The 13,753-nt window shown below is 55.1% G+C and carries 13 protein-coding genes and 1 tRNA gene; 5 read left to right on the top strand and 9 right to left on the bottom strand.

Annotated features, from left to right (window positions below):
* Positions 1-85: 85 nt before the first annotated feature.
* The 5 genes from ACGHUK_RS00565 to ACGHUK_RS00545 all read right to left on the bottom strand — a co-directional run bounded on the left by ACGHUK_RS00565 (position 86) and on the right by ACGHUK_RS00545 (position 4,630).
* Entirely contained in the window at positions 86-805 is a 720-nt protein-coding gene (locus ACGHUK_RS00565) for a FadR/GntR family transcriptional regulator (RefSeq protein ID WP_120080464.1), read from the bottom strand.
* 135 nt (positions 806-940) lie between these two features.
* On the bottom strand, positions 941-2,218 hold the full coding sequence (locus ACGHUK_RS00560; protein ID WP_097781114.1) for a TRAP transporter large permease: 1,278 nt from the start codon (positions 2,216-2,218) through the stop codon (positions 941-943).
* Positions 2,215-2,709 (bottom strand): TRAP transporter small permease, encoded by a 495-nt coding sequence (locus tag ACGHUK_RS00555; RefSeq protein WP_371292344.1) that lies wholly within the window; start codon positions 2,707-2,709, stop codon positions 2,215-2,217. Before ACGHUK_RS00555 ends, ACGHUK_RS00560 begins: the two co-directional genes overlap by 4 nt.
* A 109-nt stretch (positions 2,710-2,818) precedes the next feature.
* Positions 2,819-3,892, bottom strand: coding sequence for a TRAP transporter substrate-binding protein (locus ACGHUK_RS00550; protein WP_118527537.1), 1,074 nt, complete (start codon positions 3,890-3,892; stop codon positions 2,819-2,821).
* A 66-nt stretch (positions 3,893-3,958) separates the two neighbouring features.
* The gene (locus tag ACGHUK_RS00545) at positions 3,959-4,630 is read right to left on the bottom strand and encodes an aspartate/glutamate racemase family protein (protein ID WP_097774524.1); all 672 of its coding nucleotides are present in this window, start codon (positions 4,628-4,630) and stop codon (positions 3,959-3,961) included.
* A gap of 303 nt (positions 4,631-4,933) precedes the next feature.
* Between ACGHUK_RS00545 and ACGHUK_RS00540 the strand changes: the two genes are divergently transcribed.
* Positions 4,934-5,254 carry a hypothetical protein gene (locus ACGHUK_RS00540; protein ID WP_390574596.1) on the top strand — a complete coding sequence of 107 codons (321 nt, stop codon included), beginning with the start codon at positions 4,934-4,936 and terminating at the stop codon, positions 5,252-5,254.
* A 542-nt stretch (positions 5,255-5,796) separates the two neighbouring features.
* On the opposite strand, the gene ACGHUK_RS00535 is transcribed toward ACGHUK_RS00540, so the two are convergent.
* Positions 5,797-7,224, bottom strand: coding sequence for a four-carbon acid sugar kinase family protein (locus ACGHUK_RS00535; protein ID WP_390574595.1), 1,428 nt, complete (start codon positions 7,222-7,224; stop codon positions 5,797-5,799).
* A 14-nt stretch (positions 7,225-7,238) separates the two neighbouring features.
* On the bottom strand, positions 7,239-7,568 hold the full coding sequence (locus ACGHUK_RS00530) for a cupin domain-containing protein (protein WP_242960039.1): 330 nt from the start codon (positions 7,566-7,568) through the stop codon (positions 7,239-7,241).
* A gap of 472 nt (positions 7,569-8,040) precedes the next feature.
* On the opposite strand from ACGHUK_RS00530, the gene ACGHUK_RS00525 reads away from it, so the two are divergent.
* From ACGHUK_RS00525 to ACGHUK_RS00515, 3 genes are all read left to right on the top strand, one after another.
* Positions 8,041-8,361 (top strand): hypothetical protein, encoded by a 321-nt coding sequence (locus tag ACGHUK_RS00525; protein ID WP_390574593.1) that lies wholly within the window; start codon positions 8,041-8,043, stop codon positions 8,359-8,361.
* 244 nt (positions 8,362-8,605) lie between these two features.
* A complete protein-coding gene (locus ACGHUK_RS00520) occupies positions 8,606-9,274 on the top strand; it encodes an alpha/beta hydrolase (RefSeq protein WP_390575822.1) in 669 nt (222 codons plus the stop codon).
* Entirely contained in the window at positions 9,271-9,705 is a 435-nt protein-coding gene (locus ACGHUK_RS00515; RefSeq protein WP_390574592.1) for a DUF188 domain-containing protein, read from the top strand. The genes ACGHUK_RS00520 and ACGHUK_RS00515 overlap by 4 nt, the downstream gene beginning before the upstream one ends.
* A gap of 91 nt (positions 9,706-9,796) precedes the next feature.
* Here ACGHUK_RS00515 and ACGHUK_RS00510 read toward each other — a convergent pair whose 3' ends face one another.
* Both ACGHUK_RS00510 and ACGHUK_RS00505 read right to left on the bottom strand, forming a co-directional pair.
* Complete coding sequence (locus tag ACGHUK_RS00510) at positions 9,797-11,140, bottom strand: MATE family efflux transporter (protein WP_005939352.1); 1,344 nt, start codon at positions 11,138-11,140, stop codon at positions 9,797-9,799.
* An 896-nt stretch (positions 11,141-12,036) separates the two neighbouring features.
* Positions 12,037-12,127: transfer RNA gene (locus tag ACGHUK_RS00505), tRNA-Ser, on the bottom strand.
* A 214-nt stretch (positions 12,128-12,341) separates the two neighbouring features.
* Between ACGHUK_RS00505 and ACGHUK_RS00500 the strand changes: the two genes are divergently transcribed.
* Positions 12,342-13,709, top strand: a complete 1,368-nt coding sequence (locus ACGHUK_RS00500; RefSeq protein WP_390574591.1) for an MATE family efflux transporter — start codon at positions 12,342-12,344, stop codon at positions 13,707-13,709.
* Positions 13,710-13,753 lie beyond the last annotated feature (44 nt).

Genomic DNA, 13,753 nt, shown 5'->3' with positions numbered 1-13,753 from the left:
CTAACGTCATTTTAGCACAAACATCCTATCTTGTAAACTCACAGTCCCCCGCCCGCCTTTTACGGCAGGCAGGAGGCCTGTATGCTTACTTCTTCCAGAAGATGTAGTGATCCTGCACTGTAGCGGCGATCTCGTCCACCTGCCTGCGCTCGATCACACTGAGCAGCTGGCGGTGCAGCTCTACGAACCGCTCGATCTCCTCTTCGCCCTTGGCCAGCACCTTGCGGGTGGTCTCCAGACGGCTGGGCATCGTCAGCCGGGTGATATACTCGGTGATGGTGGCCAGCATGGGGTTCTGGGCCGCATTGGCGATCTGGGTGTGGAACCGGCTGTCCAGCTCCAGCACCTTGTCCACCGAAGGCTCCGGCGAGTGCATTTCGGCAGAAAGCTCGCCGAAGGTGCGGTACAGGTCCGGCAGAAAGGATGTGATATCATTGCGCTGAATGATAATATTCAGCGTACCGATATCGATGACGGAGCGCAGTTCCACAAATTCCTGCCAGCTGTTCTTCTGCAGGATGATGCTGTACAGCATCGGGTCCAGCATTTTCTGGTTGTAGTTTTCGCTCACAAAGGTGCCGTCGGCACGCTTGATGTACAGGATGCCGTAGGCCTGCAGCTTTTTCACAGCTTCCCGCACCGAGTTGCGGCCCGCGCCGAACTGCTTGCACAGTTCCATTTCGGTAGGCAGCTTGTCGCCCGGATGCAGGGTGCCGTCGATGATCTGGGAGATGATCCCATCCATGACCTGATCGACTACAGACTTTACCGCATTCTTCTGTTTTTCAGGATGTTCCATTGACATAGTTCCGCCTCCAAATCCGGTTTGGTGGATATTCGGGGTCGTTCAACGTGGAACGTTCTGGGGCAAAAAGCCTCCAAACATCACACGTTGAACTTCCACCACTATTTTACCATATCTGAAAAGCGGACGCAACGGTTACGCCATCAAATAGGTGGGCAGCAGGATCAGCTGAGGGAAGGCGACCATCAGGGCAATGCAGACGAAGGTAGCCGCAATAAACGGCACCAATGTTGGGAACACCTCGCCGACCGTAACATCCATCAGATCGCAGGCAACGTAGATGCACATGCCCACCGGGGGAGTGACCAGACCAACACCGATGACCACGGTGATCAGGACACTGAGCACGATGGGGTTGATGCCCACGCCCAGAGCAATGGGATACAGGATGGGCATGAACAGGGTCAGCGTTGCGATGGACTCCATGAACATGGTGACGATGAAGAAGATCAGCAGGATCACGATGAGAATGACAGTGGGGTTGGTGGAGAAGCCCAGCATGGTCTTGGCCACCCACTTATCAAAGCCCGCAGTGGTCAGCATGACGGTGTACAGCTTTGCAGCGCCGATAACGATGAAGATACGACCGCTGGTGCGGACGGTCTCTGCAAAGGCAAACTTGATGTCCTCCCACTTGAGTTCGCGGTAGATGATGCCGCCGGCAAACAGACCGTAAACAACAGCGATCACGCCTGCCTCGGTGGGGCTGACGATACCCATGGTGATGGTGCCCACGATGATGATGGGCATGAGCAGGGCGGGCCAGCTCTCCCACAGGCCATGCAGCACGGGACCGATGGTGAAGTGGCCCGGCTCCTTGGGCACGCCTTCCTTCTTGGCCATGAAATAGCTGACGATCATCTGTGCCAGACCGCACAGGACACCGGGGATGATGCCGCCGAGGAACAGCTTACCGGTGGAAATGCCGCAGATACCGGCAATGACCACCATGGGGATGGACGGAGGAATGATGATGCCGATGGTGGAGGAAATGGCGGTAACGGCAACGGTAAAGTTCTTGGAGTAGCCCTTGCGCACCATTTCCGGCATGAACATACCGGAAACGCCTGCGGTATCGGCAACAGCGGAACCGGAGATGCCCGCAAAGATCATGCTGGAAAGCACGTTCACGTGAGCCAGACCGCCGTAGATGTGGCCGACGATGGAGTAACAGAAGTCCATCAGGCGCTTGGAAATACCGCCCTTGGACATGGTGAAGCCGGCAAAGGTGTACAGAGGGATGGCCAGCAGTGCAAAGCTGTTCATGCCCTCAAACATGCGCTGGGCAATGGTGACGGTGCTGCCGCCGCCCAGGAACAGGATGCCGCCCATGGCGGACAGGCCCAGACTCATGGCGATGGGCACACCCAGAAACAGCAGAACGAAGAATGAGATCAGCAGCCATGCGATCATTTGGATTCGCCTCCTTCAGGTTTCGTGGTAAGCTCAACCACCAGATTGAGAACGGCGGACAGGATGCACAGCACACCGGCAATGGGGAAGATGGTGTACACCTGACCCATGGTGAACTGCGGCATGGTGGAAACGGCCTGCTTTGCGCGGGTGCACAGCTGGTAGCCGCCGTAAGTGACCATGACGTAGAACAGGATGATGAACACATCACGGATGATGACAACGATCTTTTTGCCCAGCGGAGTCTTACCAAGGATGGAATCCACCACTTCCACGCGGAGGTTGGTACCCATGGCGTTGATGCCGATGCAGACAATGAGCATGGACCAGACGTTCAGATACTGGCTGCTCTCCATGTACCACTTGAAGCCGCCGATGCCGGGGATCAGGCGCAGCACAACGTTTGCGAACAGAATTACCATCATAGCTGCGCAGAGAATGGCGGAAATGAGGGTGGTGATCTTGTCCAGAGTGGTTTGCAGTTTTTTCACAGTACAAACTCCTTTCCAAGTGCGATTCAGATAAAATGCAAAGGGACGAAGGGCACGCCCCCTCGTCCCTTTGCTTCGGTTTTATTTCAAGGTTTTCTGGTCAGTGATCTCAGCGGGCTTCTTTCCATGCCTTCAGCTGATCCAGCAGGTCGCCGTAGGTATCAGCGTTGTCGGTCAGGACTTTTTCGGTCGCAGCTGCAAACGGAGCCAGTTCCGGGCTGTTGATCTTCATGCCCTTCTCTTCCAGAGCGGAGACCAAGTCGTTGGTCTGCTGCTCGTTCAGCTCACGGTCGTAATCGGCAGATGCCTTTGCAGCGTCGGAAACGATCTGCTGCTGGTCAGCGCTCAGCTTGTTCCAGCTGCTCTCGGCAATGGTAAAGCACATGCCGGAGTAGATGTGGTTGGTGATGCTCAGGTACTCCTGAACTTCGTAGAGGTTATTGTTGTAGATAACGGGGATGGGGTTCTCCTGTGCATCGTAGGTCTTCTGCTGCAGAGCCTGATACAGCTCAGAGAAGCTCAGCGGCTGGGGGTTGGCACCCAGAGCGGTCATGGTAGCCATGATGACGGGGTTCTCGGGGGTGCGGATCAGCAGACCGTTCATGTCGGCAGGGCTGTTGATGGGGCCCTTGGAGTTGGTCACGCAGCGGAAGCCGTTGCAGTAGTGGGCCAGCACACGCATATTCTGGCTCAGCAGGCCTTCCTCAGCGGCAGCCTCGATGTCGCTGTCCATGAATGCCCATGCATCGTCGAAGGTCTCGAACTGGAACGGCAGTGCGGAAATGCCCATCTTTGCATCGTAGGTGGCAAAGTTGGAAGCGTCGGTGATGATGATATCCACCGTGCCGGAATCCAGAGCGATAGAGTTGATCAGGTCAGCATCGCCGCCCAGCTGGCCGGAGGGGTACAGCTGAACTTCCACAGCGCCGCCGGTCTTTTCGGCAACTTCTTCTGCAAACTGCTTTGCGCCCTTTGCACGGGGGTCTTCTTCGTTGGTGGAGAAGCCCAGCTTCAGGGTGACAGCCGAGCCGGAAGCGGCAGCGGAAGAACCGGTGGAAGCTGCAGTAGAGGCAGTGGAAGCAGCAGTGCTGGTGCCGGAGCCGCCGCAGGCAGCCAGACCCAGAGCAGCAGCGGAAATGCCAGCCACCTTCAGGAAGTCACGACGGGAAATCATCTTTTTCATAAGAATTCTCCTTCAAAAAAATATCTTCTCCTGAGCCGGTCTCGTGCTCCGGCTCTTGTTCCTTTTTTAAATGGTGCCTTTCTTTTCCAGCGCCTTTTTCAGCTCGGCTGCACCAAAGCGGGGGCTGCTGAGAACCACCTTGCCAAACTTATCGGCGATATACTGTTCGCAGTAGGCCATGCTGCCCTGTGCAAACACGATCACGTCCACCTTGTCGGCAATGGTACCGGCCATCTCGGTCATGCGGGCCTTGAACTGGTCCTGATCCAGACCGAATGCACCGTCCACCAGACAGTCCACCAGTTCCACGTGCCTGTTGCACTCGCGGGCCATGCGCAGGATGGTGCCCTTGGTGGGTTCCAGCGTGGTGGGCAGGGTAGCCATCACGCCGATGCGCTGGCCCTTGCGGACAGCCTCGCGGCACATCTCCTCGTCCACGCGGACGATAGGCACACCAATGTACTTTGCCACGTCCTGTGCGCTGTCGGCAACTTCGCCCACGCTGCTGCACAGGTTCAGCATGGCATCCACGCCTTCCTCAGCGGCTTTCATGTACATGCCGATCAGGCGTGCTGCCGGTGCAGTGGTCACATAGCCTGCCGCGCGAACATCTGCCAGAATGCTGGGGTCCTGCAGGCTGTACAGCTCCACATCATCGCCCAGCTGCTTTTTGACCTCCTGCTCCACCAGTTCGATCAGTTCCGGGGTGGTGCTGGTATAGATCAGACCTACCTTCATAACGGAAAAGCCTCCTTTTGTTTTTCGTGTTCTCGTGCCGGACAAGCCCGCAGCAAAGGCTCTTTGCTACATCCTACCTTTAGTTCAATCTCAACAGCTTGTCCGTCTTTACATCCTACTATTAGATTGCTCTTCGGTCCGCAAAAAGTAAATTGGCGAATAGCCGATATTTCGGGCCGGTTTTGGTCGTTCTGCACAAATGTGGGATGCAGGTGGTAAAAAATTCACTTCTTTCTGGACATCATCCCATCTTGCGGCGTATAATACCCTTAAAGAAAAAGACAGGGAAGGAGCCACCGGAACATGAATCCGTTTCAAAGTGATAACATCTGGAAAAAGAAGGCCCGGCAGGGCAAGGCGCAGCAGCATCCGCTCACGCCGCGGCAGGAGTGGCAAAAGCAGGTGAACAGCAGCAGCCTGTGGCTGGGCGGCGGCGTGGTGCTGCTGGCACTGTATCTGGCCGCTGTCCGCGCCGGCACCGTGGCGCTGGACGCAAGCGCCGTCGTGCTGATCGTGGTGGTGGGCTGCTTCTGCGTATACACTGCCGCATCCCTCGTCAGGCTGATGAAGAACAAGCCGGAGGAAAAGGCAGCAAAGAAGAAAAAGAAAGCAAAAAAAGATTGATAACGCGTACAGAAAGCCAGAAAATCTGCGGATTTTCCGGCTTTTGTTTTTCGGCTTCCCGCGCAGAGCGCAATCGTGTAGGGCAGGTTTTATGGCTTTTATAAAATTCTTCTCCGCCGGATACGTTCTCTTTTGCGTGCCAAAAGAGAACCAGAAAAGCACCCGCTACTTTCGAGGCGCGGGAGGCACGAATTAAGGGCTACTCGCCCTTAATAATCCCAAAGAAGATGGGCTCCATACAAAAAATCCAAGTCGCTTCGCTAAAGGATTTTTTGTGTTGCGCCGATTTCAAGGCCCCTCAGCCGCTACGGCGGCAGCTCCCCGCAGGGGAGCGGGGCCTGAACATAACGTTTGCGTTATCTGCCGCGCGAATGCTCCCGCAGGGAGCCAGCGCAGGCAATACGCCGTTAACCGCCACGACTCCTTCCCGTGAAAAAGCAAACAAGCCAGCCCCGCAGGGCTGGCTTGTTTGCAATATTTAAAATAATTTTTCCTCTGATATTGTCAGAGCAGAGCGGAGACAATTCTAAATCGTCAGGCTGTCAGCCCAGCAAAATTTCCACCGCTTCCCGCAGGGTGGGCACTTCGCCCACATTGCCCGGGAAGATGATGTACGGCGTGCCGGGGAACAGGCTTTCGGCACCGGTCTGCCATACCGGGATGCCCGGCCGGATCTGGCCCAGCACCTTGGCGCATTTCACGCGCAGGGCCTTCACGCCCACGTCGCTGCTGGTGATGCCGCCCTTTGCCACCACAAAAGCCGGGGAAGCGGTCAGCCTGCCCACGCAGCTTTGCAGTGCATCGCTGATGGCAACGCTGCGCACGAGGGCTGCTTCCGGAGTGTCGTCCGGCAGGGTGAGCACCACGCGCTTTGTGGACACGCAGCAGGTGATGCCCTTTGCGATCTGCTGTGAGCAGTGGGCCACGATGGCGGCTGCTTCCTTTTCCAGCTCGCCCGGCACCAGCACCTTGTCGCTGTCCATCTCAATAAACTCGATGCCCTGTACTTTTTTCAGTTCTTCCAGCTGGGCCGTGGTCTTTTTGGTGTGGCTGCCCACCACGATGATGCCGCCTGCCTTGCTTTCCTGCGTGACCATCTTTTCCCGGGTGAGCAGCGGCTGGTCGGAAATATTGCCGATGGCCTTGACCAGTGCGGCCGCACTGCGGATGGTGAAGTGACGGCCCTTTGCCATGGCGCGGTACAGTGCCACTGCAAACACCTTCACATCGCAGTCCGCCACTGCGTTCACGATCACATGGCCGTAATCGTGCACCGCCAGCAGCTGGGCCTCGATGCCGTCAAAGTCCATGGCGCGCAGGCTTTCCAGAGAGATGCAGGTCACGTCTCCTGCACGGACTTTGCCGCCGGTTTTTTCCTCAATGTATTCGCACAGGTTGCTAGCGTGGTAGCCAAAGGTCTCGTCCTTGGCAAATTCGGTCTGGCCGCAGGGCACAAGCTCTGCGCCGTAGCGCACATAATGCACGTTGTCCAGTGTAAAGCGTCCGCCCTCGCGGAAGTAGGGGCACAGAATGTCGCCATCCATTTTGTAACCGTTCTCAGCCTCCGTCACCTCGCGCAGCAGGTCGGTCTCCAGCGGGTAGTGGCCGCGCAGGGTGGAGTCGCCGCGGCTGATGATCAGGTAGTCCATGCCGAACTCGCGGGCCACCTTGGCGGTGTTCTCCGCGATCTCGCGGTGGGCCTTGGTGGTCTCGGCCACGGTAAAGCCGCGGCTGTTGGTCAGAATAAAGAAGAGCTTTTCCGGCGCAGCAAAGCCCTTGCGCAGGCTTTCTACCGTCCAATCTGTATAAACACAGATATCATGTACCGTCTGTACGCCGGTAGGGTCGTCGTCCAGCACAATGATCTTGCGGTTGCTGGCGGCAGCTTCGGCGGCAAGGGCGGCGTTCAGTTTTTCCTCATCCACCTGCGGAAAATTGGCCAGAACATCGGCACTGCGGATCTGTTCCATCTGAAGCTCCTCCTTTATTCGTACAGCACCTGTGCGATCAGCACCAGCGGCTCGTCGCCCAGGCAGGCGATCTGGTGGGTGTCGCCGGGCATGGCGGCAATGATGTCGCCCTTCTCCAAGATCTGCTCCTCGCCGTTGATGATGTGGACCGCGCGGCCGGAGACGATGACCATGCTTTCCATCTCGTGCTCATGCGTGTGCCTGCCAATGGTCACGCCCGGTGCCAGCGTGTGGCGCACGTAGGCGCGGCCCTTGCCCAGCATTTCGGCAGGCGCATCCAGCAGGCGTTCCATCATCACGGTGCCCTCGCCGCCCATGCAATGGGGGATCGGAGTGGGTTTCATCTCAGAAGCTTTCTTATACAACATCCCATGTTCCACCTTTCAAGTCATCTGCAGCAGCATACGGCAGAGTGTTTTTAAACATCCTACCTTTCAAGTCAAGTCCATTATACATGAGTGCAAGCGGAATAGCAAGATTTTTTCCTGAAAAGCTGTTCAATTTTGTGTAATGCGTTTTGTGCAATCTGGCTGATATCCCGCCGTTCCTGCCCCGCAGGCATACAAAAAAGCTTCCCCGCCGCAGGCACGCAGCCCACGAAAAGGGAAGCTTTTGTCTGATTCAATTTCGGGTGCATCTGACGGAAGTAGTACACCGCAGCATAACACTCCGCTTTCCTTTTTTCGGATCCCGAAATAAATTGGAACTCTGCACATGTTCAAGCTGCAGTTTTTATGTTTTTTTCAGAGAATCCGTTTTTTGTTGCCGGAGCAGCGTTTCTTTTGTATAATGGCAGTGATGGAAGGCCGATGCCTTTTGCAGATTTTTAATACGCCCGGCATCCTGAAACTGGAGCTGTCCGGACAGGTCATTCTCGATTTTCTGCTGGATCATTTTGTTCCCGCCGTGCTGTACTATGACTCTGCATACTGCACCGACGGGCAGGCACCTTCCAAGGCCGACAAAAAGCTTCTCGCCATTTTCTCCGGCAATTACAAGCAGGATTACCAAAACACCCGAACCGGCACGGAATCTTTTGACTTATACCTCCGGCTGCTGATGGTCACCGACTATATCAGCGGCATGACAGATTCCTATGCCCGCACGCTGTACCGCGAGCTTAGCGGTATTGAATAACGCTGCCCTGTTCAGATCCCACGTGCCCGGTTCGTCTGCCGCTTATGGGCTACGGCATGATCGTTCAAAAACTGCTGATACATCACTCTGGAAGCCTCGCACAACTTCAAATCAGGTGCCAGCTTTTTTTACGAAGACACTGCTTGCGAATGCGAACGCCTTTTGAATTGCAAAATGATTTTTCAGTTGCTATACTGGGCTTATCAAATTTTTTCGGGAGGATGTCGCAGTGACCGCACAGACAATGCAAATCGGGAACAGACCTTGCCGCATTTACGGCGAAGCCCATGCAGAATACCTACTGCTCCAAATGACAGGCGAACATGAGCTGCAAAGCATGGAAAGCGAGATTGCCGCTATTGCACAGAGTGCGCACCACTTTTTGTTTGCGGCCATCCCGGTGGAAAGCTGGAACGATGCACTTTCTCCGTGGGAAGCCCCTGCCGTGTGGGGAAAGCAAGGATTTGGTGGCAAGGCTACGGAAACCCTGTGCTTTCTGACAGAGCAGGTCATTCCCACACTGAAGCAGCAGTATCCTCTCCCGGAAAACGTCAAAATCATTCTGGGCGGCTACTCGCTGGCCGGACTGTTTGCATTGTGGGCATCCACCCAGACTGATCTGTTCTATGGTATCGCCGCCGCATCTCCCTCGGTGTGGTTTCCGGAATGGATGAAGTTTGAACAGCAGCACCCGATACAGGCACAGCGCGTTTATCTGAGCCTTGGCAACAAGGAAGAGCATACGAAAAACGCTGTCATGGCTGCGGTAGGTGATAACATCCGCACCCTGCACAGCCGGCTTATAGAGCGTGGCGCAGACTGCACCCTTGAGTGGAACAGCGGCGGGCACTTTAAGGACGCTGACCTGCGCACGGCAAAGGCATTTCGGTGGGCGATGGAGGAAAGCCGATGAATATTTTGATTGATGCCGACGGCTGCCCGGTGGTGGACCTGACGTTGCAGATTGCAAAGCGGTTTGGCGTTCCGGTCATCATCCTGTGCGACACCGCCCACCAAATCGAGCGGGAAGGTGCGCAGACGCTGGTGTTCGATAAAGGGGCAGACAGCGTAGATTTTGCTCTCGTCAACCGGGTAAAGCCGGGGGATATTGTCGTAACACAGGACTACGGCCTTGCGAGTATGTGCCTTGCCAAGTGCGCCCGGGTGCTGAACCAGAACGGTCTGGAATACACCGCCGACAACATGGAAGCTCTCATGCTGCGGAGGTATGAAAACAAAAAGCTCCTCCGTGCCGGAAAGCACCCCAAGGGGAGTGCAAAGCGGACGAAGGAGCAGGATGAAGCATTTGTCGCCACACTGACAGATATTTTAGCGAGCATCTGATTTTCTGAACGGAACACCGGCGAATTTTTTTCGCGTCACATTCTCTGTAAGTGAAACCCGTCAGAACAAAGCACCTCTCCACTGCATGAAATCATTGAGATACCGCCGCTTTATCCTCTGGCCACGATCTTCTGAGCGCCGCATAGGAAATAAGGAAGTTTGCAAGCCAACCTGCCGGGACTGCAAGCCAAACAAAAGCAATGCCAAAACGCGGTGCACAAATCAAAGCAACAGACAAGCGGATTGCAAGGTTTACCATATTTGCAATAAGAAACGGCCGCATGATTCCAAGTCCGCGAAGAACGCCATCCGTTGCCATCTTGATGCCCATGAAGATGAAAAAGTAACCAAGCCATCTCATATAATCACCGGACACCTGATAGGCCAACGCGGTTCCGTCTTTTCCCAAGAACAACGAGGAAATCTGTGTGTGCAGTGTTTCAATGACCACGAAAGCAAGAACTGCAAAGCATAGATCCAACACCAGTGCAGCATGATACCCTTTTTTGATACGCTCAATTTTCTTTGCGCCAAGATTCTGGGATACAAACGGCGAAACTGCATTGCCGATGGATACGAAGATCAGCGAAAAAACATTTTCTACCCGCATCGTTGCCGCATACCCGGCAAGTGCCTGTGTGCCGAAGGGATTTACCACTGCCTGCACGATCATCATACCGATAGACACTGTGGACTGCTGCAAAACCGATGGTACCGCAATGCGAAGCATGGAATACAGCTCCTGCCGGTCGAACCTGCTAAAGGAGCTCTTGTATTGCCGCATCCGAGACAGAAAGATCAAAAACGAAAACACGGCAGAAATTCCTTGTGCGATCAAGGTCGCAAGGGCTGCACCAAACACCCCCAGACCAAGACCAGCCACCATCCAGAGATCCATAAAAATATTCAGGATAGATGAGAATATCAGCAGTCCCAACGGAATTTTGGATTCACCGATGGAAGTAAACATGGTGGAAAGAATGTTGTACATGAATAGAAACGGGAAACCCACAAAGTAGACACGCAGATACAATACTGCTTCTTCCAATATATCGGCAGGGGTCTGTAATCCGCTCATCATGAAATGGGAAAAGCAAAAGCCAAAGACACCAAGGACAACGCTTAAGATCAAAAAGCTGATCAGGGACGTTGACACAATGGTTTTCATTTTACCATAATTTTTTGCACCAAAATAGCGGCTTACAAGCACACCTGCGCCCACACCAGCACCAAGCGCCACACAAATAAAAACATTGGTCAGTGCAGCACAAGCACCAACAGCCGCAAGTGCCGAGGAGCCAACAAATTGACCAACTATTATGGAATCGGCCATATTGTATACTTGTTGAAAAAAGCTGCCAAGGATCATCGGCATCGCAAAAACAGTCAGCGCTTTAAGGGGTGGATCTGTGATCAAATATTCATCTTTCGACATGATTATATTCCTTCCAAAAATCGTTTATCGCAAATTTTATCGCAAGTTAAGAAATTCGTGCAACATTCAAACGGCATCTTTGCGATATGCAATTCACCGCTTTTGCATTAAAAAGTTAAATTGCTATAGTATCGGAATCTATCCAATATAAGTATATTCCCCCCTGTCTCAAAATGCAATCTGCGACTTCTGGCGGAGATGGTGGATATTCTCCCGCGGGCTAAGCAACAGCCCGCTGGGCTGGTTGCTTGCGGTCTGCGGACCGCTGCCCTGTTCTCATCCGCACCATCTTTGCCGCAAAAAAGGCACCAGCCTGAGCTGATGCCTTTTGTTGGCGGAGATGGTGGATATTCTCCCGCGGGCTAAGCAACAGCCCGCAGGGCTGGTTGCTTGCGGTCTGCGGACCGCCGCCCTGTTCTCATCCGCACCATCTAGCCGCAAAAAAGGCACCAGCCTGAGCTGATGCCTTTTGTTGGCGGAGATGGTGGATATTCTCCCGCGGGCTAAGCAACAGCCCGCAGGGCTGATTGCTTGCGGCCTGCGGGCCGCCGCCCTGTTCTCATCCGCACCATCTAGCCGCAAAAAAGGCACCAGCCTGAGCTGATGCCTTTTGTTGGCGGAGATGGTGGATATTCTCCCGCGGGCTAAGCAACAGCCCGCAGGGCTGATTGCTTGCGGCCTGCGGGCCGCCGCCCTGTTCTCATCCGCACCATCTAGCCGCAAAAAAGGCACCAGCCTGAGCTGATGCCTTTTGTTGGCGGAGATGGTGGATATTCTCCCGCGGGCTAAGCAACAGCCCGCAGGGCTGATTGCTTGCGGTCTGCGGACCGCCGCCCTGTTCTCATCCGCACCATCTAGCCGCAAAAAAGGCACCAGCCTGAGCTGATGCCTTTTGTTGGCGGAGATGGTGGGATTCGAACCCACGTGCCCGATTAAGGACAAAACGATTTCGAGTCGTTCTCGTTACGACCGCTTCGATACATCTCCATATATTAGCCTTTATAGTATAGCAAAAAAGCGGTTTTCCGTCAACACTTTTCTCCCGTTACGGCACGGCTGCAAGCCATACGCAGCCGTGCCGTTTTGCGTTTTTGGGGCAGAAAGCGCGGTTTCTTTGCAAAAAAGGCTGTTCTTTTGGGCGGGAGCCGAGTATAATAGGAACGATATTTTTCAAATTTGAAGTACAGAGGAGAGCATTCCAATGGCACAGGCAAAACAAGATATGGGCACCGGCAGCATCAAAAAGCTGATGCTGCAGCTCATGATCCCCGCCGTGGTGGCGCAGGTGGTGAACCTGCTGTATAACATCGTGGACCGCATTTACATCGGCCACATTGCGGGCATTGGCGCGGCAGCGCTGACCGGCGTGGGGCTGTTCACACCCATTCTGATGCTGCTGAACGCTTTTGCCATGCTGGTGGGCGCGGGCGGCGCGCCGCGCACCGCCATTGCTCTGGGGCAGGGGGACAGGCAGCAGGCCGAAAAGATCGTCTCCAACAGCTTTACCGTACTGATGTTCTTTGCCGTGGTGCTGACCATTGGCTTCTATGCCGGGGCACCGGTGCTGCTGCGGCTGTTCGGTGCCAGCGATGCCACCCTGCCGTACGCCCTGAGCTACAGCCGCATCTACATTGCAGGCTCGGTGTTCGTACTGGTGGTGCTGGGCATGAACCCTTTTATCACCACGCAGGGCTTTGCCAAGACCAGTATGCTTACCACCGTGATCGGCGCGGTGATCAACATTATCCTCGACCCCATCCTGATCTTCGGGTTCGGGCTGGGCGTGCGGGGCGCGGCCATTGCCACGGTGCTCAGTCAGGCCGTGGGCGCGGCATGGATCATCCGCTTTCTCACCGGCAAAAAGACCATCCTGCGCCTGCGCAGAGACTACCTGCGCCCGGAAAAGCAGATCATTCTGCCGGTGCTGGCGCTGGGCATCTCCTCGTTTGTGATGCTCTCCACCGAAAGCCTGCTTTCCATCAGCTTCAGCTCCAGTCTGGCGCGGTACGGCGGCGATGTGGCTGTGGGTGCCATGACCGTCATCACCAGCGCATCCCAGCTGTGCACGCTGCCCATTCAGGGCATCTGTCAAGGCGGACAGCCGGTGATGAGCTTCAACTTCGGCGCAGGCAAGAAGGCCCGCGTCAAGGAAGCCTTCCGTTTTCAGCTGACGCTGTGCGGGTCCTACACCTGCTTGTTCTGGCTGTTGATGATGCTGTTTCCCGGCGCGGTGGCGGGCATTTTCACCTCGGACACCGCACTGATCCAGTACACCACGTGGGCCATGCGCATTTACATGGCGGGCATTTTTGCCATGGGCTTCCAGATCGCCTGCCAGCAAAGCTTTATGGCGCTGGGGCAGGCTAAGGTCAGCCTGCTGCTGGCCTGCCTGCGCAAGATCATTCTGCTGATCCCCCTCATCTTCATCCTGCCGCACCTGCTGCCGAACCCGGTGTTCGGCGTGTTTCTGGCCGAGCCGGTCAGCGACATTCTGGCCGCCACCATCACCACCATCACCTTCTTTGCCCGGTTCGATAAGATCCTCGACCGCGGTGCGGCAAGAATCTGACAAAGAGCTTTTTCTGCACAGTTATCAACCCCATCAAAATCCTT

The organism is Faecalibacterium sp. i25-0019-C1 (assembly GCF_042854225.1).
GTDB lineage: Bacteria > Bacillota > Clostridia > Oscillospirales > Ruminococcaceae > Faecalibacterium > Faecalibacterium taiwanense.
Note: the sequence above shows the minus strand (reverse complement) of the source record. Positions and strands in the feature narration are given on the sequence as shown.